Source organism: Dyadobacter jiangsuensis (genome assembly GCF_003014695.1).
Taxonomy (GTDB): domain Bacteria; phylum Bacteroidota; class Bacteroidia; order Cytophagales; family Spirosomataceae; genus Dyadobacter; species Dyadobacter jiangsuensis.
This window is the reverse complement of the sequence record NZ_PYAS01000033.1, coordinates 1-23,691: the sequence shown is the minus strand read 5'-3', so window position 1 is coordinate 23,691 and position 23,691 is coordinate 1. Positions and strand designations below refer to the sequence as shown.

Here is a 23,691-nt window from a genome sequence, read left to right as displayed (position 1 = left end):
TATGTATGGAAGGGCCGGAATTGACCTGCTTACAAAAATGTTACTGGCCAAAAACAGATAGCCCCACCATCAAAAGTGAAGAAGAGCCCAACTTCTCCGAAATACCCACGTATACCACGCAATTTAATTGGGCTTACTTGGATCACGCCGATGCCCAGATCGGCCAGTTCGGCTGGGCGTATTCGATTTATCTGCTGCACCGGTATGGAGCCCAAGAAAAAGAGGCAGGTTTCTACGCTTCCAAAGTCATTCAGGCATTTCCCCATTTGCAGGAACCAGTTCCCTCAACACGGTTTGAAGGTTTTAACCTGGAACCAGCACTGATCTACAGATGGCGCTTTGTTGAGCATTTTGCTGGGTGGTTCGGACTTATAGAAATTCGCAAAGGTACCAATGATGTTTTTGACCGGCAGGCAATTATACAAAAAGCGGCCATCTTTAGTGAGCTTTTCCAAGTTGATGCCCAGAAAGGTTCAGTTAAATAAATTGGAATCATACTAACAGTTACTTTTGCGAGTGTGAGGAAATTTAAACCTCAAAAGAGGTAATGAAGTGTTAAACAAATCTCTTCAGCTGCTAAAAAAATAGGACATACAATACTTATTACCAGCGACATATAACTCAGTTTATGTTAGATGAGATAACATAGATCAAGGGGGAATATGTAAATTGGGGCACATTCTTTGAGAAATACAGACCGGAACGTATATGGGAAATATCAAAGCCTGGTATGCCCTACTAATAGTTACTTACTGTTGTTTAGCATTGACCTATGTTTGGCCGTACCTGATGCAGGTCAAGGGCGCATTCCAGAATGGAGTGCCAATCCGGCAGGTGCCCAGGCCGGCCACCAACAAGCTGATCGCCGGCGCGCTGGCATTGATAGGCGGGGTGATGTGGACTTGGCTGTATTTCAAGCAATAAAATGTATAGAGCATGGATCAGGCCCAAAAGGAAGAGCTATCACGGGACGCGTCGCGGTTTATGATTATCGGATACTTTTTGTATTCGATGTTTTACTCATCATTGGAGAGAATTATTTCAACCAATAGGCTGCCGTTCCGGTATTTTTTGCTGGCAGGTGCAGCAGGTTTCGCCGTGGAAGTAGCGCTTTATTTTTCGATCCGGCACTGGCCTGGGCGGTGGAAGACCGCTATGGTGTCGGTGATCGGAGTTCTATGGGCAGGGGTTTGTTTATTTGTTGGTCGCTAAATTAACAGGTATGAACTGGATATTGGCATCGGTAGGTATTTTGGTGATTTTGTTGGGTATCGCTATCTGGCGTTTCAGACAAGTCGGTTGGCTGAGCGATGTCCCCAAAGGAGGTGAAATCATTGATAAAGAGAAAGCAGCCAGACTTGGCGGGAGTTATTTAGGCTTGTTAGGGCTGTGCTTCATTGCTTTCGGATACGCAGTCGAAAATTTACAAGATCAAACGATCATGGTGATTGTAGCTTGCTATATCCCAGTCAACATGGTCGTCTTGGTTTCATACCTGGTGGCTCAAAGCAAGAATATGCGTAGATAAGGATCAGATTAAAATTGGACGAGCATGGATAAGGAAATTAGCGTTAAATCTGTTTGGTTTCAGGATGAGTGCATCTTTATCCAAACCACATCTGGAGAAGAGCGGAGTCAGCCGCTAAAATGGTTTCCTAAACTCTTCAATGGCTCTCTGGCAGAGCGTCAGAAATTTGAGCTATCCCCCTTTGGTATCCATTGGCCGGATCTGGATGAAGATTTGAGTTTTGAAGGTTTTTACACCTACTCGAAGCTCTGAGGCGATACGGTTATTTAAGTTCTATTGTTTTTTGAATCGGCAGTGATTGATTTATGAGCGCAGAACCAGCAGCAGATTATAAAAAGTACAGGTTGTTTTGGCTAATGCTGTCGCTGGGATTAGCTTTATTATTAATTTTCTTGACGTTTGGGATGTACCGGAATGCCGCCCGAAAGGATAAAATAGGAAGCAGGGGGAAATTGGTGTACATGAAAATTACACGTCGGGAAAGAGGTGCGGGGACATTGAAATTTCCAAATCACATATATGCTGAATATCAAGGAGTAGAACATGATTTCACTTGTGGGAGCAAGTTTTTTCGCAGCACAATGAAAGCCGATAGTATAGAGGTCAGGCTGGATTTAACGAGTGGGGCGGCTGCTCTTCCTGGGTCGGGTCGTGTCCGCCACGAGGCATTTTTGTATGTGATGATCATGGGGATATCACTAATAATGATTTGGAAGAGCATCCAGGAGTTCATTAAGTTTAGTTGATGCAGGACAAAATCAGAAATGGTTCTGGTCGCAATAAACGCCCGTTTGGTGTGACCCTGGACGCCGGGCCTCTTGGTCGGCCAAATCGTCGGGCCGCTGCCGATGAATTACGCTGAATTTACCTTACAGATATAGAGATAAGTTATGCTGACTTATAAATTGGTAAATTTTACATTTTTCCTGCTTTTCTTTTAGGTCGTCTCCATTTTTTTATCATTGGGCCGCTTCGTTCATGAGCCTGGTGGAAGGAAAGCTGCAAATCGAAGGCGAAGTGATCCACGTGGTCGTAAGGCGCTGCTATGATATGTCCCCGCTGCTGCGTCAGCTCAATCAGAAAGACGAAGATCCTGATGTGATGACGCTCTCACGCGCCGACGAAAAGATGAATATGTCTCACAATCTGTTAACCGTAAAACCCAGGTTAGAAAAAAGCCCGTGCAATTGGAAATATTTCCTTCCGGCCGTAACTTCCATTAACCTGTATTTCCAGCCATGGTAGCCGCTTATAACCCTTTCGAAATCCTGAACCTGCCCATGATCCGGCGTATCACCCAGCACGGCAACCATTTTATCGTGCTGCAACGCTTCAACTGGCCGGGAATCAAGGTAGGGTTTGGCTTTATGGCAACACCTTACAAAGATGAAAAATCAAGCAAAGCGCATGCCGCGCAACTCTCAGAAAAAGAAGGGAAGCTGCTTAGCCTTTCCGCTGATATTGAAAAGATCACAGCTCTCATCAACGATCCCAAATACAGCCTTTTCCTATGCACGTTCCGGGAAGAGTCCTGGAATAAGAAAATGATCAAATTATACCAGCGGAATATGATATCTTACATCAAAGCTCATATGCCGGTCACTTCCAACGATGCGATCGTTATCCAGATGGATTTAAAATTCGGCAGGCTCAAAGCCACGGTTACAGCCAACGGGCCCGCGCATGAGTTTGACCTGTATGAAATGATAAGATAAGCACCCTTTTTATATGTGATTGCCTATTTGCTTCGACGTCAGCTCTGTTACGACATATCCCTTCACAGCGATATTGAGCTGACGAAAGAGGTTTTTCCCAAAATCAAGGACAAACGGATTATTCAGGATTCACCTGTATATGACCACATCAGCTCGTTTGCCTTTCCAGAGTATCCGGTGATCGCCCGGCAGGGAACTGAGCGCGTGCTGGGCGACACCCGCTCCTACGCGCATCGGATCCGCCAGAACCGGTGTCTTATACCAGTAACTGGTACTTATGAGCATCGCGCGATCCAGGGCTGGGCAAAGAAAGTCCCCTACTACATCTGGCCGAAAGACCGTAAGATGCAGTTTCTGCCTGGGCTTTTTCAAATCATCGAAACGACCGGTCCGGCTGGTGAAAAAAGACAGAGTGCAAGCTTTGGGATGCTGACCCGGACAGCCAATGAACTGATGGCGAATATTCATAATGATGGGGAATTCCGTCACCGGATGCCTCTACATCTTACGCCGGAGCTGGAATCCTTCTGGGTTTCTGAGCATCTGACCGATGACGACTTACAGGTAGTATTCGATTATATGCTGCCGGCCGAAGCGTTGGACTGTCACCCTGTTTTTAGCATCCGCGATAAAAAGCCGCGGCCTGATGGAAAGCCAAAGTTTAAGTTTTGGAGGTATGAGAATTTGCCACCGCTCGGAGATGACAAGTCTTCTGAATCCCAGCTTTCAATATTTAACATTTAGTATACAGCATAGACTAAATCGCCCAATAAAAGGTTGAATACGATAAAATGATGGGAGTAGCATAATTAAATGAATGCATCATAACACTAATAAATGATCGTCGGAAAACCGAAAAGTCAAACAAATAAAAAAAAGTAACCGAAAATTACAAAAAAGTGAATTTGATTGCTTATTCTTGTGAAAGAAAATTAAGTACACGCACTGAATAACTTCTACCTTTATAGCACCCGCAAATAATTTAGTATAGACGTAGTATTGTAGACTCGATTACAACGATTACGCGTTGCCTATTGTGTTCAATTTTGGCTTCGAAACTTATTGTACACCTGGCAAAAACATCAATCTGGCACCTGTTAGTTACTGCACAAGATCAAATAGAATGAATTTTGTATTCTCGCTTCGAGTCAAATCGAAGAAAGAATTCTACACATCCTATTGCACCCTGTTGAAATTTCATCCAATGTCATAATCATTGGAAATAATATTTTATCAGAATATTAAGTTCACTTCTTTCATATTTAATCAAAAAACAATGAGCAATTCTACACGTGTCGTCGTGATGTCACTAGCTGTGGCAGCACTGGCGGTCGGGTGCAGTCAACCTGACGTCAAATCTACTTCAAACAAAACAACGCCTTCAAGTGAACAATTTGAAAGTGAAATTGCCCTTCTAGAAAAGGAAGCTGGCAAGACTTATTTTAAAAAAGATATAGTTATCTCTGATAAAGATGGAAAAAATCAAGTGACAATACAATTCGCTTCAGAAGATCAGACTGTCTTAAATAATTACTTAGACGAAGTGCAATATGAAGTAGTTCCCGTATACAAAGGCCAGTCACCCCAGGTTCCTTCACAAAATACTAGCCCTTCGAATTCAGCAAATACGAACCATCCATCTCTCGCAACGAACAAATTTCCCGTATTTACAGAAGAACGGTCGAGAAACTTACAGGCAGGCGTAGTTGGCTTCTTTCTAAGTGTAAAATCGAAATCACAGGCAGGCTCGAAAGTCCTTGCCCGTGAAGGGTACGCATATACGTCAAACCACATTTCCGGTGAAGACTGGTCTGAAAAATTACACTTCATCAGAAATCACAATGGGCCTAACAATAACATCCACTACTTCCTGAAATGCAAAGACGGCGGTCTTTTTGCAAGTTGGTACACGCCACCTACCTTACACAACATACTCAACGGCCCAGGCGGACAATTGCCGAATGACTTCTTCCTAACCTATCCAGGCGGCGTGTTTCCCGGCGTTGACGTTGTCTACGATATTGACGGCCCGAAAAAACATCAATTGGTAGTAGATCATAACGGGTATACCGACTACAGTTATTACTTCGAAAATTATTAAATATGCAGAATACGCCCTACCTTGGATACATCCACTAACAAAGAACGCTTTACATGAGAAAAATATTCACGTTAGCTATAATGTTCGCCGGTTTAATGGCCTGTGAAAAAGATAGCGCAGAAGAAAAAATGGTCAATGCGGAATTTTCGAAAATTCAAGCTAACTGGTCCTTCTCATCGTTCAAGCTGGCTGGAAAGGCTTCAGACACGTTAAAATTCAACTTTAACTCCGGAAGCTTTCGCTGGGCATCCTGCAAGTATACTGACGAAGGCAAGTACAGCCAGTTGTGTGGTGGAGATATTACCCTAAATGGCTTGGACGGCTATTTGACCTACTTGTATGATGTCGATCGCAAGCAATATCAGTTGGGGCTACTTGAAGGAGATAACACAAAGGACAAAATGCAGTATTCCCTTTACCGAAAAATTTTAACCGGCAAATGGACTATTGAGGTTGTGGGTGATGTATTAAATGCAACTCAGATTGAAAATGACAGTATTCCGGACTTGAAAGCTTCGTTTGTTGCCAATAAGAAATGACGAAGCTTTCTTTCTAAAAAATGTCACACTTCACACATTTACGATGATCAGAATATGTTGCATACTTTGCTTTTTAACAACGTCAATCTATGCACAGGTAACTACTATTAGTGGCTACGTGCGCGAACAAGGAAGTCTTGAAAAACTGCCGGGCGTTGTTGTTAGTGTAGAAGGCTACTCTCAACACACCGTTAGCAACACATACGGGTTCTACTCGCTTAGTTTGCCAAGGGACAAGAACTATACGATATTGTTTTCCTCCGTTGGTTACCAAAAAATTGAAAAGCGGGTTGATCTGAAGATAGAAACGTTTCTATCTGTTGAGCTGCCAACCAACGTCACACATCTAGACGAAGTCACAATCAAAGATCGAAAACTGACGGAACCAGGCGTGACAAGGCTGCCAATTCAGCAAATTAAACTAATTCCAGCATTACTTGGAGAAAAGGATGTAATTAAAGCACTCCAACTCTTACCGGGAGTCCAAAAAGCGACCGAAGGCTTTACCGCCTTGTACGTCCGCGGTGGTGGACCTGATCAAAACCTGATCCTGCTCGACGAAGCTCCGGTATATAACGCTAATCATCTATTCGGTCTCTTTTCAACGTTCAATGGCGACGCTATAGGTAATGTTTCATTTTGGAAGGGAGGATTTCCTGCAAGGTACGGCGGCCGACTATCATCCGTAATAGATTTAAAAATGAAGGAAGGAAATAAGGAGAAGTTTCACGGAGAAGGCGGGATCGGATTGCTTTCGTCTAGACTTACGGTTGAAGGACCAATAAGCAAAGGGAAGTCTTCATATCTAATTTCAGCCAGGAGAAGTTATTTTGATTTGATATCGAAACCGTTTATGCAAAAAAACACTGCTACACTATATAATTTTTTTGACATCAACGCGAAAAGTAATGTAGAGCTAAGTTCGAAAGACAACCTATATTTTAGTGGTTATTTCGGTCACGACAAATTAGTCAATAATGAAGAGTCAATCAACTCTGCTTCAATCGTTCAAACAAAATCAAAGTTGATATGGGGAAATGCCACCGGCACACTACGGTGGAACCATCAGTTAAACACAAAGCTATTTGCTAATACCACATTGTTTTTTACCAACTTCAATTTTGATTTAACAGAGGATTTCCATCGGCGACGCGATAGTATAAGCACAGGCATGAGCACCTCATTTCGGTCGTCGCTGCAAGATTGGGGGTTTAAAACCGATTTCGACTACTACCCAAATAATTTTCACACAATAAAGTCCGGATTTCAATTTATACGCCATAGGTTTAAGCCAAGAATATATGCATTCGAAGACTTATCTCAGAAAAGCTCAGAAGAAAACACGGAAAAGTATGTAAGTACCGAGTATTCGATATACGTCGAAGATGCCTTTAAGATATCAAATCAGTTTGACTTCAATGGTGGCATAAGGCTTACTGGTTTAAAATCTGATGGAAAAAATTATCTGTTTTTTGAACCGAGATTAACACTAAATTACCTGCTAGCGGAGAAATGGAGCATATCAGCCTCCTACTCTCGTGGTAATCAATTCATTCATCTTCTATCCAACACAGGTATTGGATTGTCTACCGACTTGTGGGTGCCGACCACCAGGCAAACTCCGCCTCAACAAGCTGATCAAATTACCGCTGGAATCAGCCGGAAATTTCCAAAGAATGGATTAGTGTTCACGGTAGAATCATTTAGAAAGTGGTTACGAAACATCATAGCATACCGTGAGGGGGCCTCATTTCTAGCTATTTCGGACGGCGTACAAGAACTTAAATGGAAAGATAATGTCACGAACGGAAAAGGTTGGGCATACGGCACTGAATTCCTATTACAGAAAAACACAGGTAAACTTACTGGATGGATAGGATATACATTGTCGTGGACGATTCATCAATTTGACGATCTCAACAACGGTAAACGTTTTTTTCCGCGATACGATCGCAGACATGACATTTCGATTGTCGGAAGTTACAAAATAAGTGAAAAAGTGAGGCTATCAGCTAATTGGCTGTATGCCACAGGAAACTCAATATCGGCTCCGCTAAGCTATTCATTTATCAACTACGACTTTTCCGCGAACCCAACTGGAGGGGTCATCAATACGATTGACTATCTAGGGAGTCGTAACAGCTTCAGGGCTGAAGCATACCACAGGCTAGACCTAAGCGTGCAACTTTTAAAGAAAAAACGATGGGGTGAGCGATCGTGGGAATTTGGTTTATACAATGCGTATTCGCGAAAGAATCCGTTTTACTATTACTTAAAGACACGCAATGATTTTGCAGAGAAGGGGCAAAGAACTGAACTTGTAAAAAAGTCTTTATTCCCGGTAATTCCATCAATTACCTATAATTTCAAATTTTAATGATGCGAGTACCGCACATATCTCTTTGGACCACAATCAGCGCTCTTATGCTCTGCGGATGCGACACTGGCGTTCAGGTCGAAGATATTCCACCGGAAAGGCTATTAGCGATCAGCAGTTTTGTGTCTCCCCAGGATTCATTGATCGCCGTTTATGTATACAAAGGACAAAAGGTAGGATCAGTTATTAAATCTGATTCTGCACGAATTCGCGACGCAACGGTAAAAGTATCAAATGGAAGTAAGCACGTTAATTTATCGTATAATCAATCCTCCAAAAGATATGAGGCAGAAAATCTGTTCCGCAATTCGGAGCCGGGTACGATTCTTTCACTAGAAGTGATTGCACCAGAGCAGTTGACAGCCTATGCGACAGCGGTTATTCCTCCAAAGCCGAATGATGTGTCCGTAAAAGGAACCCGCGTTGGAAAAGATTATCTATTCTCAGTCAATTGGGAGAACCCCGGCTCTTACAAGTTCTATAACGTTTGGGCTGAAGTAGAAGGTGAAATTCGTTCATCAATTGGGATTTTCCCGTTGATCACCTCGATTGATATTCCGGACAACAGCTTTTACTTTCCATCTGACAAACAGGCATCCGGGCGTAACTCAGAAAGTGGAATTGTTAATTCGGCTTATGACGCTACCAGCGAAAGGGTTGTATTGACCGTGACGGTGGCAAATGTTGATGACACATTCTTTAAATTCTATAAATCGTTCCGTGAATATCAGACCTGGCTTGCCAATACATCAGACAACCTACCGAATTTTAAAGAATCGGTCCCTATTTACTCAAATATCAGAAACGGAACCGGGTACTTTGCAGCGTACAATTCCAACAAAAAGACGGTCAGCATAAAATAATAATAATACAAACAAAAGAGTAGCCTTGTAACCCATCTCTGGCACCTAAGATAACCATCAAGTATGCACCCAAAGATCTATCCTGCCAACGGCTCGCATAGGTCTCACTAAAAAATGATTTCGTTGAAATGCTACCGAGCTATAAATGGCTTGGCTTGACTCGTACTGCCTATCAAAATCAATCTAGCGTGTCTCAAGTATTTGTTCATTTTTTAAATCTCCAAACTTTATTATTATGAAAAAGTTTACCTTGCTGTCCTCAGCACTGTTCTTCTGCGTTGCGTCATTTATTGGATGTAGCACGCCCGACGTATCATCTCCATCGGTTGACAAAAGTCCCGAAAGAGAAGAGCCATTTCAAAGTGAAATCTCGCTTCTAGAAAAAGAAATGGGCGTTTCATACTTCAAAAAGGATGTAGTGATCCATGACAAATCAGGAAAAAACAGTATAACCATGCGATTTGCATCCCTTTCCAACGAAGTACTAAACAACTACCTGACCAGCGTAAAATACGAAATTGTACCAGCTGACGGTAAGAAATCGACAATCAACAATCAACAGAGCAATTCTCCCGAAACGTCCGATGCGCCCGCGCCAACTACATTCAAGTCAGACATTATAACCGAGATTGTGTCGAAGAATCTGCAAAAGGGTATAGCTGGTTATTACGTTACAGTAATGCCAAGCAATCATCCGTCAGCACGAACAACAGACGACGGTCCGTATTCTACCAGCCACATGTCTGAAGACTGGCCTGAGCGGATGCATTTTACCTTAAATGCACCGACTAATTACATTAACGATAGGGCTGACTTTTATGTTAGGATTAAGAACGGCGGCCTATTTTCCACCTGGCAAAGTATCCCGCAATTGGATAGGATCTCCCCAGCCCCCGCAGGTATGGTCACTAATCATGTGTACCTCAATTATACTACCGCAAATATCGACTGGGTTTACAACGTTGATGGACCGAAGAAAGTAGAGTTATTCGTGAATTTTACGAGAATTGGAGGGTACAGCTACTGGTTTCAACAACTCTAGAGAGACAAGACGAGTAAGACAACTAGATTCACAATGCAAAGCCATTCTTACCGACGTCCCTGCATATCTGGATTTCGGTAAGAACAGGCTTAATTCTTCTAGGTCGGCTATTTCAGCAGCATCTAAATTAGGCACGTCAACTGACCAGCCCAGTCCTGTCGCCAGCGCTTATTTCGAACGGGCATTTGCTTTCATCAAAGACAACGTCATCGACTTGCGTGAAATAGAAGGCGGGATATATATTCCCTTCTTGACTGGCCTAGCGCCGCTGATAGACGCTGCACATTTGATCGGTTTTGTGGACCGCCATGGCAAAAAGGGCCACACGGTCCGCTATAAAAACGGCATATATTGTCAACAAGGCAGAAAGAAGGCTAGGCTTGGCAGCCTATCCCGCTATCAACGCCCCGGAATTGCAAATCAACCCATTGCCGTACTCTCAGGTCAATACACGGCCAGCTCAGGCGAAATGATCCTCTTATCGCTCAAAGGCCTTCCGCAGGTACGTACATTTGGGGCGGCCACATACGGCGTGCCCACCGGAAAAACCAACTTCTTCCTTTCGGACAGCCGTATGATCTCACTTACCAATCCTGTTTGTTTTGCCCGGCAAAAACAAATCCACTCAGGACCGGTGCGGCCAGATTTGGTCTGCGATGAGAAGGAAGCTATGCGCCTGGCGAAAGCCTGGAAAAATGGCTATTGACGATGTTGCCTGAAATGGCCAGGTGTAGGTTTTGAACCGAATCTCTCTCATGTTTTCGTCACTTAACATAGTAATCGTTATCAGAACAAAAGTGGATTTTCTTGATTTTGTGCAACTTCGCCGCTATGAAGAAAGTAGAATACTGCAAACTCGTCACAATAGCCAATATTTGAAAATAAATGGAGTATTAAATATCATCGATTGAATCCAGTATCTTATGCACCTCACTAATTTCAATTCTCAACATACTGGAAATCTCATGTGGCGAAAAGTCCCTGCGATTTAATTTAACAACATGATCGTAAGTTTCACTGCTTAACACGCTAGGAACGCTACCCTCAGTTTCATCAACGCGCAGATCCTGTTCAGAAGATAAAATATCAAAAAGACTTTTAATTTTATCCGCGTTTCTTATAGATAACAGCTTTACCAAGCTACAAACTTCCAAAAGCTCAGAGAAAGACTTTCTAATTAGCTTCTCTGCTTCGCTAGTATTCTCATATTTCAACACCATTCGTTCGATAAAATACGAGTAAATATTAAAACTGTCCGCCAGATTGCTTGTTGACGCTATATTTAACTGGTACAATAAATCTTTGGGGAAGAGCTCATCGTCGCCAATTCTAGACGCGTTTAATCTCGCCAATCGTTTGTCAATCAATTGATGGAAATATGTTGGATCCGCCTCTAATATTAATTTTTCATCCGTCCGTTCAGTCAAGCCCTGAGTAAGCTTTGCTTGGAAATCAAGAAACTTCATGTATCCACCAAGATATGAACCAGTATTTCTCCTCGCCGGATCATCATCAAATAGATTTATAAAAACCTTCGCAACCCCGGGGTCAGTGGAATATGCGGCATCCAAAATGTCTCTATATTGATGCCGCAGCTTAGGAGTCATTTCACGTTTCCTTTGAACATTGACGAATTCAGTAATTAATTCCTTTAGACTTAATCCATTTATCTTCCTCCTGATTAGGCCAGTAAAAACCATAGATAGCCTTCCAACCGTATCGAGGAATGATGGCAAATTATATGACTGCGTAATAGATTGTTCAGTCAATTCAAGTCGCAACGTATCAAACTCAGTCTTACTTGGAAGTAAAGCGGATATCTCAATCCACAAAAAGATACGGTCCGCCAAATTCGGAATTTTCTCAACCAACGAAAGTAAATCCATCCATTCTTCCTTGCGCGGTTGTTTTTGAATCGAAAGTGCATACGATCTCAGCAACAATTGATATCCACCATGCTTGATGTTGTTTACATCCGGCAAATTGTCGCTTGCTATTTCTTCAATAAGCCTCTTAACCTCGATTGACTGCTGGGAACTAATTAATGTCTTTGGAGATAATACGGACCGCCTTACCCGAGCAACTTCATATGCGATGAAGTAGTCTGTAGACATGAGCTTGATTACACCGAGAACTTTCTTGAGCGTTTCAAAATTGATCACAAAACCATCTCCATTATCTTCACAAAGATCATTTGGAAGGCATTTTGACAAAAGGTATTTACAAATTCGCGAAAGCGCAACGTCCTTTAATTTGAGGTAGGGTATTTCTTCTAAATGTCTTAGCCCTGGATCCGCAAGATACAAAACAGGGGAATTTTGAATAATAATTTCTATTCTCTCCGCGCGATTCTTAATCTTCGCCAACTTTGGTAAAATAAATGTATTTATTACTTTTTTTGGTAAAATATCGTCCGTGCGCGACACAACCCTAAGTACAAAAGTTGACCACAACTCAATCTGCTGATTATCTGACGGTAGAGAACTTATGATCACGTCAAGGCTCTCCAAGTCCTTATCTGTGAAAATCTGGCGACTCACAAGTCCGGCAGAGACCCTAATTGCTAACTCCACGGTCTGAAAGAAGACATTGGCAGTGTTTGGCGAATCAAGTAGCAAATCTGGTTTATCTTTCTCGCCTCGCGCAAGATCCAAAAATTTTCTCGCTAAGTCCTTTTTGTCAAGGAAAGACGCACGATATGCCAGTTCAAATCCAAGCTCGATTTTGTTAGCACTAGACTCAAGCTCGCACCATGTGTCAGACAACTTCTTCGAAATCTCATCATAGCTCCTGCCATCCTTTGCAAAAATCGAAATCAGATCAACGTACAAATTACATTTTGACTCAATACTGATCATCTCGTCAATCTGTTCAAAAAAGAAATGATAATTCCCCAAATCATCGATGTTCGCATCGCGGTTAGATAAGGATGAGACGATGTCGACCAGAGCAAGCCTTTGTATATCTAGATCCGCAATACGGGAATAAAATTTAAAGACCCAATCAAAATCAATCGAAATGAAGGGTTGATTGAGATAACTCGAAAGCGACTCTAGATAAGCATTATCTCGATCAATTGATTTATTTAGCTTCTCAGATATGCGGATCGCGGTATCAGGATATATAGCGACAATTTGAATTAAAATACTTCGAACAATTTCAAAGTGCAATGCAGTCTTCTCCAAAACGTTATCAATTCCAAGCTCGATCTCTTCCCGAGCTAAGTCTGAATAAACGTCAACATCGCTTTCCGGATAAACCGATTTAATTCGCTTTGCCGACTGACAGAATGTTGCTAAGCATGCAGACTTAGTCGAACGATCAACTATTTTGCCGATGTCATTATATGCATCAAGAAATTTCTTCTCACCAGCACTAAAATCGAAATTACAAATACACTCAGCGATTAGCAATCGGATTTGAACAAGGTCCAACGTGCTAGAGGTCGATTCCATTGAAACAATATATTTTTCTATTGTTTCAACCAGCCCGAGCGCTTTATATTTATCTTTGATATGAGGAAGGGGCTGGGCGAAGCTTTTGAAATCACTTGCCTTAGGGATATAGTGATCACTTTTGCTGACCACGGTACTAATACCAAGCTCTATTATATCCGCAACACTATCATCTGTGGAGTTGTTGCTAATCCAATTTCTAATAATAAAAAGCCTTTGAGCCGTACTCTCCGCGTCATTAATCTTTACAATTATCTCGTCGTACTTTTTGTTCTCCGTAAGATATACGATTGCATCTGCAAATTCCTTTATTTTTGGATTACGTATTTTAGAATAAACCTTCGAGTTCACATCCTCCTTAGACACATCTTCGGTGTACTCGTTATTCACATACGCATTTAAAGATATTTGTGCAAGCGCCCAATCAAACGCATTGTCATCGTCATTAATGGCGCCAGACAATTGCTCAATCAATCTAAACGCCAGCTTTGGGTTTGAATACATCAAAAGAGATGCCAGATCAAGTGACGAAGTCCCAAGTGTATTAAAATCAATCTCATCAAATAATTCACGAATTGTTCGCTGTATTACTGAAGGAATTTCTTTCTGTTTTTGGACATGAGTCTTCGCAATAGATGCAAATATCTTCAACCGATCTTCTTTAAGAAATGCAAGATGGGCTAAATTGAGTGCATTCAACTCATCTCCAAGGCTCAAATTTGCCGCAATTTCATGCTGCCATATGGAGATCCGGCTAAGCTCACGAAGGGATGACTTCAGAACTGAATATTTAAGAACAGTAGGGATATTTTTGTTACTTGCTTGCTCATGAACTGCCTGCAATGCCATTGTCGATACACGACTTACATCGCTTATGCTCTCGCTAGCCTGTAGAAGTTCCTTCCACGTGTCCGCACCAAGCAGTTTGATTAATTCGTCAACTTGCCCCGATTCCAGATAATGCTCTGGCAAATTGGTTAGCGATTCCTTGGATCCAAAGTTTTTAAGTAAATATTCAATCAATACAGTGTCAATAGTTTTCTTGAACCGTGCGAGTTTCTTCCTCGCGAAACTGGTAAATCCTTCAAATATAAATTCATACGTGTTTCTCGAATTTCTCCGAATAAAAGGGACTGCCCCAATCATTTCAATTAGCTTCTCCTCTGAAATTGGCTTTTCATATGAGGAAAGAATCTTGGAAATTTTTTCTATTGAATACTTTTTTCCCTCGAAAGCTATAATTGCGAGAACAAGACCCTGAATATTATCATTTGAGTTAACATACGAATTCCAGATATAGCTATACAAATCCTCAATATTTGCAACTATCTTACTAATAATTATATCGGCAGAAATTCCTGAGCTTGACATTAAGTCCCTTATGAACACTATCTTGCCAGCATTATTTCCACAAATTTTATTAATTTCCGCAAATTGGCTTTCTGTCACCTGGGTTCCAAATATCTTTTTCGATTCCTCATAAGATAACAGAGGAATTTCCCAAATCTCATGTTTGAATCTCGTCCAGTAAATGTGCCTAGGAAAGCTTCCCGTCAAAATAATTTTTATATTATTTTGACTTGTTGGTAACAAGTCAATAATTTGCTCCTTAATTTCAACGATACTTTCTTCAGGTATCTCACTAAGTCCATCAAGGATAATATACCATGATTGATTTCCCCTATTCTTTATTCGAGTCGAGTGGAAATATGAATGAAGTGTGGTCTCATCAAAGACGTCTTCCGGCCCACGATCCTCATTTAACTCTTGACCACTATTGTGGAAATGGAGCTGATTACTTAGATCTCGTAAAATGCTTCTAATCGAATACGTGTTTTTATCATTCCCATCTATAAAATAACTAAAACAATTATTCGGATGTTTTTCTATAAACTGCTTAATTATTGTTGTTTTTCCTATACCATTCGCTCCATCTAAAAATAACAGTTGATTATTGGCAAGCTTATTCTCAATAGTGTGGATCACTCCATCCCGCAACACTTGGTTGATAATTATGGGATTGTACGCACCACCACTAAGCGAAGCTAGATTCTTCACCACTAATTCCTCACTAACAATCAAATCGGCATCTGGTACTGCCGTGGTAAGTTCATTGTAGTACTTGGAAACAACGTACAAATATGAATTTATGGAGGAAACCAACATTTCCGTCAACTGCCTGGTTATTAGTGGTTTATCATTGTGAATATTGGAATTTCGCAAATGATAGGTCCTGTGAAGATGTTCTCCATGCGGCGTTCCATCTGTCAAAAAGCCAGTGCGAAAGTATGTTGCATCGTGTGAGGGCGATTGAATCGTACCGGTTGTACTTGTATCAAAAAACTCGTCGGTCTTAGATTTCGGAATTGGCGGAACTTGTTTGGCAAAGAGTTGATTGAAGCACCAGCCAAGCGCAGGGGTCGCCCCCGGCTTTGAAGGGACAAATACAGTGCCAATTATCACATGTAGTTTTTTGCAAAATGGCTCGAATTTTGATACTAGTTTTTCGAGCACATCCTTGTTTTGTATGCCTTCCGCATAGGAATTGATTGCTTCAATAACGCTTACTGTCTCATCATGGTCGATTAATTTTTTTGCGAGTATGTATTGAGTTAGATCGAGCACCTTGTCAAAGTCCACAGTATCGAATGTACTGTAACCTGTAAAATCGATATTTATAAAATTTTCCTTAAGTGAAGCTTTAACTTTCTTCCAATTAGTATGAATCATGTAAATTTGAAGGGTATACGTTTAACGGTCTAGAAAATATACTTTATAAAAGTTGCAGTGCTAACATCTGATACCACAGCTGTATTCGCAAAGAGCCAGCTTGCATCAATTCTACTCGCTTAAAATAGTTTTGGTGAACAACTTATTAGAATCTTAGACAAGAATCTTCTGCTTCTCGTTGCGCCAAATAAACATCGTATTGTAGCTGCTTTTCAACTGACGAGACTAACAGTAACTCACGTCGCCCACATTAGTGCTCTCCATCCTGACTCAAGTGCTAGTGTAGAATCAACCATTGGCAACATGAAAGGAAAGAGTTGAAGCGCGCCCGAAGTTGAAACCGGTCAGAACCAGGTTACTGTTTTACTAACTGTTAAATAACATATTGTCAGTTATTCTCGTTTTGATCCCCGAAACCAACCTTCAATTGGAATCCCCTCATGCCGAAGATAATTGTAAAGGGTAGCCTTACTTCCGATTTTAAGCTGCTCACAGATTTGCTTAGTCGTGTATTTTTTGCTTTGATATAATATGGCTGCGAGGCTGGCCAGTTCCTTAGACTTTTTTGTAAGTCCTTTCGGGCGCCCCCCTACCCTACCCCTTGCCCGAGCTGCTTCCAGACCGGCGATAGTCCGCTCCATAAGGATCTCCCTCTCATTCTCTGCAAACACAGAACTAAGCATATACCATAGACGCCCCATCTTGGTTGAAGTGTCAATCCCTTCTGAGATGCTCCGAAAATCCACGCCCATATCTTTCCATTCCACCATCAGCTTGATCAGCTCGTAAGTGGCACGGCCAAGACGATCAATCCTCCAAACAACCAGAACGTCACCCTTCCGAAGCTCCGAGATCATCTTCGCATACTCGGGCCGTTCCTTCGATGCACCCGAAACCTTTTCATGAAAAATCTTCTCGCACCCCGCTTTCCGAAGGGCATCGAATTGCAAGTCTTGGTTCTGCTCATTCTTAGAAACCCTTACGTAACCAAAAATCATCTTAAATTACATTTTAACCCCTATGGCCGCAATATACTGTAATTAGATTTCATGTACCACTATATTGAACTCTTTTGAGCCTATTTCTCATATGAAAAATGGCCCCGTCGATAAGAGTGCCGGAGTACATAAAAACGACCGAATGATTTGACTCATCAATGACATAGACAAAATCTATTTCATGGTTAGATGCTCGAAGATATTTCCGCGATTGCAACGGTTAGACCGCCAATTCTGTCTAAGAAACATTTACTACACCAACAGCATCATGGGTACGCCAACTTCCATCGTACGTCTTATATCGTTCTTCGCAATATTGCTATCTGGCTGCACGGACGATCAGCCCCAGCAAGGTGTGAATTGTACCGAAGAATTTCGGGCCGCGACGCTTTACGTGCCAGGAGCTCCGTTGACAGATTCGTTCACAATTCGGTTATCAAAATCAGATACGATTCGCATCAAAGGAAATGCCGATTTTCGCCAAGGATACTACGTCGTCCTGGATGACCATTACCAGGCCAAGCTAGAAAATCAACAAGATAATTTTCGGTTTATCGGCAAACGCGGAAATGAAGTCGTCGTCCAGGAAGACTTTGTTTTCAAAGCTGATCAATGCCATATCACCAAGGTTAGCGGTAAGAACAAGCTTTAATGAACCTCAGTAATTTCCTTCAAATAGCTATATTTTCAACCAGATCGAAGTTATGATAGCCCGATTCACACTAATCTTGATTGCTTGTTTCCTGAATTTTCAATGCAAAGACCCTGACAAACAGCCGAATCCGTGCGACTGCCAAAGTAAAGCGGGCAAAGAGCAGAAAAATGTAGAAGCGGTCGTTATTCGAATCAACTTTACCAATCCCGCTTATGGTACGACAGGACCGGACGAATATATATTAAGTATTGATCCAAGGGAATTTAATGATTCAACATTTGCCGGCGGCCCAAACATTCTGGTACCATGTGATTCGCTACCTGCGCAGTATCGGAAGCCACGTACAAACGTCATAATTTCATACAAACGTAAGGATTGTTACGGTGCCTTGACGACACCTGCGAGTCGCACGAGCTTCGGCTATTATATCGATCTGACCTCGATTTGGGTCAAAACTCCATAGATGCAATATAGTCACCCCCGCAGAAAGCAAATTTCAAGTACATTTAGGTAAGCAGGCAAATTCAGTAGGCTTGATTCCCTATGGCTCATAAATTAAACTGTTCAAATTCATACTCGCTCTTCATGCCATTCGATCATGTATATCAACTGGATCGTTCATCAACATAAATTAGCAATCACATAAGAGTCGCAGCCGAGCAGTCGCCGCAGTACGGAAAAACCACCGATTTTTTAGGGCCATCCAAGCGGTTACATATTGTCGTCACGATACGATATACTTCGTGCTAGTCGTTATATGTAATGGCTGCATGTACGCATAGGTAAAGGTCCACTTTGCTCCGAAACGAACTAGTGTGAGGGTTGAGCATTAAATTTTCTACACCAATCGAGCATTCTTGGATACAATTCATAAACGTTGGATGATGAATACTGGTCTTTTAAACTTGCCAGTGCTTTGTTGAAGGCGGGGAATTTGGTAAAACCCCGAGAAGATACCATTAGTGTTTCCCGTGCTGCAATTAGAAAGGCGGCCGCTTGTGGTTCGAAACGGCCCGATACGTACAAACAGAATAAAGCGTGGGTCATATATTCATTGAATATACTTAATGGGGAGCCATAATATCCGGCCTCCCGTTTGGGATCGACCCAAAATGCTCTTTGTGAAAATATACTGTCTATGGATTCTTGATAATCACCCGAACGCTCATTGACATAATTGTGGTCAATTTCTGTAAATACAATACCGCTTATAAAGCCTGATTTCTGCATTTCAGAAAGTTCTTTTCTTGTGTCGTAGATATCAGGGCCGGAAACAAACATTACGCATTCCTGAAAGCGCTGCTCCGCTTGAAAATCCCATATAGAGAAGCGCTGAGTGCTGTGGCTGGCCAGTATGAGCGGGGAAAATATGATTTTGTAGGACCTGAATTTTGGGCGGGGAAACTCTTTTTCGAGCCAAGCCCACATGTCTTCTGCGTCCATCATTTCCCGCTCCCTGTTGATCAGCTTTTCATAATATCCGATGTGCTTTTTGTAAAAACTGCGGAAGCCGGAGGCTTTCGCAAAATCAGCTATTTCTGAAAGGTTATTGCCGAACAAATTGGCATAGGTTGAGTCATCGGAACCATAAATAAAAAAGTAATTTTCTGATCCGACAAGCTTGTCTCCATCGAAATTAAAACAAATGCTGTTTTCACGAAACTCGTAATAGCTCTCCATATAAGCGTTACTTTCAAAATCCAACTTTTTGAACAGTGGATGATTCCGAAACGGCTCAAAATACCTCATGACCTCATTGTAGTAGTCGCCTTCCTTTCGAATATTCGTGGCCTTTTTCGCCGCAGGAGACAGTGCAAGAATCACGTTAGCGAGTTCAAACACCTCCGGGACGATTATCTGAACCTTCCCGTCGTGCTGTTTGACATAATCTTTCGTAAAATAGCCACGAACGTCATTGAAATGCCAGCGAAATGTATAGGGTTTTCCTGCAAGCACGATGGGGATATAATGGACCTGAAAATATGGAAATGACGAATTTTTTATGGTAATCGAATCTTTTCCAATCCATGCGGTAATAGAAACATCGGGCCTGCCGTCCATTCCGTAGTCAATCGTATCCCTGGTACCTCCGGATAATGTGTACCGCTTGTCAGACGTCGAAAATTTCACCGTAAAGGCCCGATCCTGACTACTCAGTGTATCCTTGTGGAATGTATACGCAGGCTGTGCATAAACGTGATTGAAAGCACAAAAAACCGAGACTACAAGTATGCATAGTCGCATGCCAATATGATTTTAAGCAATGAAGGATCAACAATATAACCGTTTCCGTGAAATGTATAACTATTGTTTGTTTTGTTAGTTAATGGAATGCCTCCCAATTATAGTCAGAAAAGAGTACACTTTAACCTACGGATTATTTGCAAGGGTTAGATCTTATAGTCGGAGGCAAGGTCAGCTTTGAACCTGGCTCGGATCTTTACTAAGCTTAAACTGCCTTCAAGCGGCAGAAAGCCAATTTTTGCTATAATCGCTAAATTGCACTCAAACCACCGGATGATCAGAAGAGGCAAGATTATAAGTAACGGTAGGAAATCCGTACAAAGATTTTAGGCCTCTATACTTTGCGAGTGAGGTGGGCCTGAAACATCTTGATCACTGATTCATTGCCTATTTTACTGCATTCGGTTGTGCAGGTTTGTACTGGGAAACAAGTAAAAACTCCTTGGCGTTTTCATCGGATAGGTCTAGTTCAATCATTTGTGCCAAGGCTTGCTTTTTATCCTTGGCTTTGTCGTAAAAACTCTTACAAATCTTGTAACCGACAAAGTAGCCTAGATCTCGGCAGTTCTTTCCAGCAATTTCCTTTTCGGCATAAAGCCATCCTTTCGAGTTGCCGATGTCTTGATACATATCTTTTTGGAATTCTTGCCATATTTCTGCTTCATACTTTTCACCAAAAGCGTTGTGTCCGTCGGGAAACCGATCGGCCAGGCGCTGACCTAGTACCAGCTCCGATACAAAATCGGCCATTCCTTCTACAAGACATTGGCTTAAGAGACTTTTATGAGATGCCATGTATGCCTGGGCGGCTTGCTTGTCTTTCATAAGATTGTTAATATTGCGCTGTACCCATTGCTGAGTATGAACAAATTCGTGTAGGACAAGTGGAACAGCCCAGTCCGAACTTTGGTTTGCCGCAATTTCTGTTCCGATGTAAACAGTGTTATCTTGGATTGTTCCACCAGAGTTATTAATGCCAACACAAAAGTAGATGTCACCGTCCCGAAAATTAGGATAGATAACTTTAAACTTTTCGATTTTTTCCAATATCCTGGATTCCTGATCAATAGCAGATAAAATAAACGGCCTTTTTTCTAATAAAGCGGATCTGTCGGTGGTCATAATTTTTACCCATTTCTGCGTGTTGCCACCCCGCAATTCCATAAATTCTCTTAATCCTTTACTGGCCTTATCGACATACAGATGTTGAACAAATGATGCCTGTTTTACTGTGTCAGATGTAGTCATGACGCTATCCATCGCCTGATAGAATCGGGGAAGGTCCTCTGTATGCAACTTAATCTGTGCATAAGTGTGGTGTGATGTAAAAAGAAGATATGAAAAATAAATCGACAGGATAATTTTTAAATTTTCTGATTTCATGATCACGGGTTTGGTTATGACTTTTTCGGAATGCCGACAATAGTACCCCACGTAAGAATGGCATACTTAACCATTTCGAGCGCATATCAATCAAAATTAATATTCATATTTAAAGAACTAACATTCTTTTTACGCAAAGCCCTATTAAATCAGAAGCACTCTATATCGAGTTCAATCTAGCGCTCGATATCAAAGATGCACAGTTTGAGAATGCCTACCAGTGCAGATATCTCAGTGCATGCAAGGCAATTCCAAATTCACACATAAAAGTGTTCATTTCATCACGGGCACTAAAATTACATAAAAATGACCTGGTAAATTAACTGCTTACATTCATCGATAGAATCTATCACATGTAAATCAAAGCAACTGGCAAGGAAGTATAATATGAAAGTAGACCGATATTGGGCTTGGCCCGGAAGCAGTCGACCGATCGCTGCTCTTCTGCCATTTAAAATGTCTTAGGCTGCTGAGTGGTACTTAAAGGTCTGAAATCCTGATTGAACCCTGACCTTCATAAAGCAGTCAGATTATTTGCCCTTACAACCCGTCAAACAATGGAGTACTTGAAGTTGGCTGCATACAGATGTAAGCTTTCCCGATTTTGAGCGAATGTAACGCCTAAGTAAACGGCCGTGCATCCGGACGGATAGCCTTTATAGCTTACCCCACTTGCATTTTTCTACGGCGATATGTAACTTATGGTTAAAAGACCATGCTGCACTCCTATTTTAAAATCCGTAATCCTTGGAATTTCAAACCGCATCGATTTGAGATCGGCACACCATTCATCAGGAGCTCTTTTCACGACAATCATTTCTTTTTAAAGCTTTACGAGCTCAGAAAAGACGATTTCTCTGACTTTTACGATTTCCATCTTTGCCACTACCTTCAAAATGCCTCAGGCATTGAGAGTGATTTTCACAGTTACGTTGCTGATATCGTTTCAACGCGGATTGCACAACTAAAACTCATCGATCCATTTTCCCGGAAAGCACTGCGCGCGAAACAACAGACTGAGCGACTAAGAACATTCCAGACCTTTCTCCACTCGATCGACAAGTGGAGCTCCTCACAAACCCTGGAAGTAGTTATTGCAGAAAACAACAGAGAAATCGTCGGACTTAAAGAGCAAATAATCAAGCTCCAAGATGAACTAGAAGTACTTCGTCGTTACGAGACAAAGACCAAGATCGATATTCGCGACAAGCACCTGCCCACTTTCGTTCACCTCATCCATCAACTACAAGAGTTGATGCTTCCTGACGAGCGCAGGCTTTTCAACTTTCAGGAACAGAGTGGGTGGTACAAGCTGGTAAGTAAATATTTCACGCACGACCACAAGCCCATCCCCATCGAAACAGCCCGCAATTATTTCCCAGTCCAGAAAGAAAAGACAAGCAAAGAAATTGAGGTCCCGGAGCATTTACGGCTCTTTAAAATTATCCTGACCAGTCCGGAGCCAGGCTGCTGATGACCAGCTGCCAAGTTTGGTCATTGAAATCAGCCATCTCTCGTTCACTTTTGCAAGCAGCCGGCGGCCTTCATGCCGGGATGTTTCACAATAAACTTGCAGAACAATGAATGTAGAGATGATCACCAGGGAGGATCTGCAAAACCTGAAAAATGAAATCATTGCAGAGCTCAAATCAATCCTTTCGCACGAGAAGCCCTCGGAGAGCACCTGGCTTCGAAGCGCCCAGGTCAGAAAGATGCTAAGCATCTCGCCGGGCACCTTGCAGAACCTTCGCATCCAGGGACACCTTCGGTTCACCAAGATCGGTGGATGCTTCTTTTACAGTCAGCGCGACATCGCTGCTATGCTTAACCAAAATGGTTCAAAGCGATGAAAAGGTCGAACGATGCAAGTGCTGCCATGGACATGGCCATACTTGAAGCCATCAAATCCGATGACCGGCTGAACTCTTATCACATCAGCCTTTACACAGCGCTTCTTTACTACGGCTGGGTATTTCGGAGAAGTTGACCACCTGATTCCGTGGCAAATTGACCACCTAATTATCTGGCGGCCGGTAGCAGAAAAAAGCTGCAGAAGCAGTT

At 42.0% G+C, this 23,691-nt stretch carries 21 protein-coding genes; 17 read left to right on the top strand and 4 right to left on the bottom strand.

Going from position 1 to position 23,691, the window contains the following annotated elements; all coding sequences use genetic code 11:
• The 14 genes from CLV60_RS34435 to CLV60_RS33615 all read left to right on the top strand — a co-directional run.
• On the top strand, positions 1–485 hold a 485-nt coding region (locus CLV60_RS34435; RefSeq protein WP_211302314.1), incomplete at its 5' end, for a hypothetical protein.
• Positions 486–708: 223 nt separating this feature from the next.
• On the top strand, positions 709–924 hold the full coding sequence (locus CLV60_RS33680; protein WP_106599794.1) for a hypothetical protein: 216 nt from the start codon (positions 709–711) through the stop codon (positions 922–924).
• Positions 925–1,222: 298 nt separating this feature from the next.
• Positions 1,223–1,528: a hypothetical protein gene (locus tag CLV60_RS33670; protein WP_106599792.1), complete on the top strand. Its 306-nt coding sequence runs from the start codon at positions 1,223–1,225 to the stop codon at positions 1,526–1,528.
• 24 nt (positions 1,529–1,552) lie between these two features.
• Entirely contained in the window at positions 1,553–1,780 is a 228-nt protein-coding gene (locus tag CLV60_RS33665) for a DUF2442 domain-containing protein (RefSeq protein ID WP_106599791.1), read from the top strand.
• A 53-nt stretch (positions 1,781–1,833) separates the two neighbouring features.
• Positions 1,834–2,274 carry a hypothetical protein gene (locus CLV60_RS33660; RefSeq protein ID WP_106599790.1) on the top strand — a complete coding sequence of 147 codons (441 nt, stop codon included), beginning with the start codon at positions 1,834–1,836 and terminating at the stop codon, positions 2,272–2,274.
• 232 nt (positions 2,275–2,506) lie between these two features.
• On the top strand, positions 2,507–2,773 hold the full coding sequence (locus CLV60_RS33655) for a hypothetical protein (RefSeq protein WP_106599789.1): 267 nt from the start codon (positions 2,507–2,509) through the stop codon (positions 2,771–2,773).
• Positions 2,767–3,243, top strand: coding sequence for a hypothetical protein (locus CLV60_RS33650; RefSeq protein WP_106599788.1), 477 nt, complete (start codon positions 2,767–2,769; stop codon positions 3,241–3,243). The genes CLV60_RS33655 and CLV60_RS33650 overlap by 7 nt, the downstream gene beginning before the upstream one ends.
• A 15-nt stretch (positions 3,244–3,258) precedes the next feature.
• Positions 3,259–3,987 carry an SOS response-associated peptidase gene (locus tag CLV60_RS33645; protein ID WP_106599787.1) on the top strand — a complete coding sequence of 243 codons (729 nt, stop codon included), beginning with the start codon at positions 3,259–3,261 and terminating at the stop codon, positions 3,985–3,987.
• 532 nt (positions 3,988–4,519) lie between these two features.
• The gene (locus CLV60_RS33640; protein WP_146151652.1) at positions 4,520–5,344 is read left to right on the top strand and encodes a hypothetical protein; all 825 of its coding nucleotides are present in this window, start codon (positions 4,520–4,522) and stop codon (positions 5,342–5,344) included.
• Positions 5,345–5,397: 53 nt separating this feature from the next.
• Complete coding sequence (locus tag CLV60_RS33635) at positions 5,398–5,883, top strand: hypothetical protein (RefSeq protein ID WP_146151651.1); 486 nt, start codon at positions 5,398–5,400, stop codon at positions 5,881–5,883.
• Between the two features lie 43 nt (positions 5,884–5,926).
• Entirely contained in the window at positions 5,927–8,260 is a 2,334-nt protein-coding gene (locus CLV60_RS33630) for a TonB-dependent receptor (RefSeq protein WP_262510586.1), read from the top strand.
• Positions 8,261–8,307: 47 nt separating this feature from the next.
• Positions 8,308–9,123: a DUF4249 domain-containing protein gene (locus tag CLV60_RS33625; RefSeq protein WP_170118944.1), complete on the top strand. Its 816-nt coding sequence runs from the start codon at positions 8,308–8,310 to the stop codon at positions 9,121–9,123.
• Between the two features lie 235 nt (positions 9,124–9,358).
• Positions 9,359–10,165 carry a hypothetical protein gene (locus CLV60_RS33620; RefSeq protein ID WP_106599783.1) on the top strand — a complete coding sequence of 269 codons (807 nt, stop codon included), beginning with the start codon at positions 9,359–9,361 and terminating at the stop codon, positions 10,163–10,165.
• Positions 10,131–10,871: a S41 family peptidase gene (locus CLV60_RS33615; RefSeq protein WP_170118943.1), complete on the top strand. Its 741-nt coding sequence runs from the start codon at positions 10,131–10,133 to the stop codon at positions 10,869–10,871. The genes CLV60_RS33620 and CLV60_RS33615 overlap by 35 nt, the downstream gene beginning before the upstream one ends.
• 187 nt (positions 10,872–11,058) lie before the next feature.
• On the opposite strand, the gene CLV60_RS33610 is transcribed toward CLV60_RS33615, so the two are convergent.
• Together CLV60_RS33610 and CLV60_RS33605 are read right to left on the bottom strand one after the other, a co-directional pair.
• Complete coding sequence (locus tag CLV60_RS33610) at positions 11,059–16,350, bottom strand: P-loop domain-containing protein (protein WP_106599781.1); 5,292 nt, start codon at positions 16,348–16,350, stop codon at positions 11,059–11,061.
• 392 nt (positions 16,351–16,742) lie between these two features.
• Positions 16,743–17,348, bottom strand: coding sequence for a recombinase family protein (locus CLV60_RS33605; protein ID WP_106599780.1), 606 nt, complete (start codon positions 17,346–17,348; stop codon positions 16,743–16,745).
• 268 nt (positions 17,349–17,616) lie between these two features.
• Here CLV60_RS33605 and CLV60_RS33600 point away from each other — a divergent pair, with 268 nt between their 5' ends.
• The gene (locus tag CLV60_RS33600) at positions 17,617–18,000 is read left to right on the top strand and encodes a hypothetical protein (protein WP_106599779.1); all 384 of its coding nucleotides are present in this window, start codon (positions 17,617–17,619) and stop codon (positions 17,998–18,000) included.
• Positions 18,001–18,813: 813 nt separating this feature from the next.
• Here the strand turns inward: CLV60_RS33600 and CLV60_RS33590 are convergent.
• Positions 18,814–20,064, bottom strand: coding sequence for a DUF4932 domain-containing protein (locus CLV60_RS33590; protein WP_170118942.1), 1,251 nt, complete (start codon positions 20,062–20,064; stop codon positions 18,814–18,816).
• Between the two features lie 570 nt (positions 20,065–20,634).
• Entirely contained in the window at positions 20,635–21,630 is a 996-nt protein-coding gene (locus CLV60_RS33585; protein ID WP_106599776.1) for a gliding motility protein GldB-related protein, read from the bottom strand.
• A gap of 715 nt (positions 21,631–22,345) precedes the next feature.
• Here CLV60_RS33585 and CLV60_RS33580 point away from each other — a divergent pair.
• Together CLV60_RS33580 and CLV60_RS33575 are read left to right on the top strand one after the other, a co-directional pair.
• Complete coding sequence (locus CLV60_RS33580; RefSeq protein WP_106599775.1) at positions 22,346–23,104, top strand: hypothetical protein; 759 nt, start codon at positions 22,346–22,348, stop codon at positions 23,102–23,104.
• A 106-nt stretch (positions 23,105–23,210) separates the two neighbouring features.
• A complete protein-coding gene (locus CLV60_RS33575) occupies positions 23,211–23,480 on the top strand; it encodes a helix-turn-helix domain-containing protein (RefSeq protein ID WP_106599774.1) in 270 nt (89 codons plus the stop codon).
• Positions 23,481–23,691 lie beyond the last annotated feature (211 nt).

Bases quoted from the DNA above. Each gene is read 5' to 3' on its own strand.
- CLV60_RS33655 (WP_106599789.1), top strand. From the start codon at position 2,507: ATGAGCCTGGTGGAAGGAAAGCTGCAAATCGAAGGCGAAGTGATCCAC.
- CLV60_RS33605 (WP_106599780.1), bottom strand. From the start codon at position 17,348: ATGATTTTTGGTTACGTAAGGGTTTCTAAGAATGAGCAGAACCAAGAC.
- CLV60_RS33660 (WP_106599790.1), top strand. From the start codon at position 1,834: ATGAGCGCAGAACCAGCAGCAGATTATAAAAAGTACAGGTTGTTTTGG.
- CLV60_RS33650 (WP_106599788.1), top strand. From the start codon at position 2,767: ATGGTAGCCGCTTATAACCCTTTCGAAATCCTGAACCTGCCCATGATC.
- CLV60_RS33670 (WP_106599792.1), top strand. From the start codon at position 1,223: ATGAACTGGATATTGGCATCGGTAGGTATTTTGGTGATTTTGTTGGGT.
- CLV60_RS33625 (WP_170118944.1), top strand. From the start codon at position 8,308: ATGCTCTGCGGATGCGACACTGGCGTTCAGGTCGAAGATATTCCACCG.
- CLV60_RS33665 (WP_106599791.1), top strand. From the start codon at position 1,553: ATGGATAAGGAAATTAGCGTTAAATCTGTTTGGTTTCAGGATGAGTGC.
- CLV60_RS33590 (WP_170118942.1), bottom strand. From the start codon at position 20,064: ATGGACGGCAGGCCCGATGTTTCTATTACCGCATGGATTGGAAAAGAT.
- CLV60_RS33620 (WP_106599783.1), top strand. From the start codon at position 9,359: ATGAAAAAGTTTACCTTGCTGTCCTCAGCACTGTTCTTCTGCGTTGCG.
- CLV60_RS33575 (WP_106599774.1), top strand. From the start codon at position 23,211: ATGAATGTAGAGATGATCACCAGGGAGGATCTGCAAAACCTGAAAAAT.
- CLV60_RS33580 (WP_106599775.1), top strand. From the start codon at position 22,346: ATGCTGCACTCCTATTTTAAAATCCGTAATCCTTGGAATTTCAAACCG.
- CLV60_RS33680 (WP_106599794.1), top strand. From the start codon at position 709: ATGGGAAATATCAAAGCCTGGTATGCCCTACTAATAGTTACTTACTGT.
- CLV60_RS33635 (WP_146151651.1), top strand. From the start codon at position 5,398: ATGAGAAAAATATTCACGTTAGCTATAATGTTCGCCGGTTTAATGGCC.
- CLV60_RS33585 (WP_106599776.1), bottom strand. From the start codon at position 21,630: ATGAAATCAGAAAATTTAAAAATTATCCTGTCGATTTATTTTTCATAT.
- CLV60_RS33600 (WP_106599779.1), top strand. From the start codon at position 17,617: ATGGGTACGCCAACTTCCATCGTACGTCTTATATCGTTCTTCGCAATA.
- CLV60_RS33630 (WP_262510586.1), top strand. From the start codon at position 5,927: ATGATCAGAATATGTTGCATACTTTGCTTTTTAACAACGTCAATCTAT.
- CLV60_RS33640 (WP_146151652.1), top strand. From the start codon at position 4,520: ATGAGCAATTCTACACGTGTCGTCGTGATGTCACTAGCTGTGGCAGCA.
- CLV60_RS33610 (WP_106599781.1), bottom strand. From the start codon at position 16,350: ATGATTCATACTAATTGGAAGAAAGTTAAAGCTTCACTTAAGGAAAAT.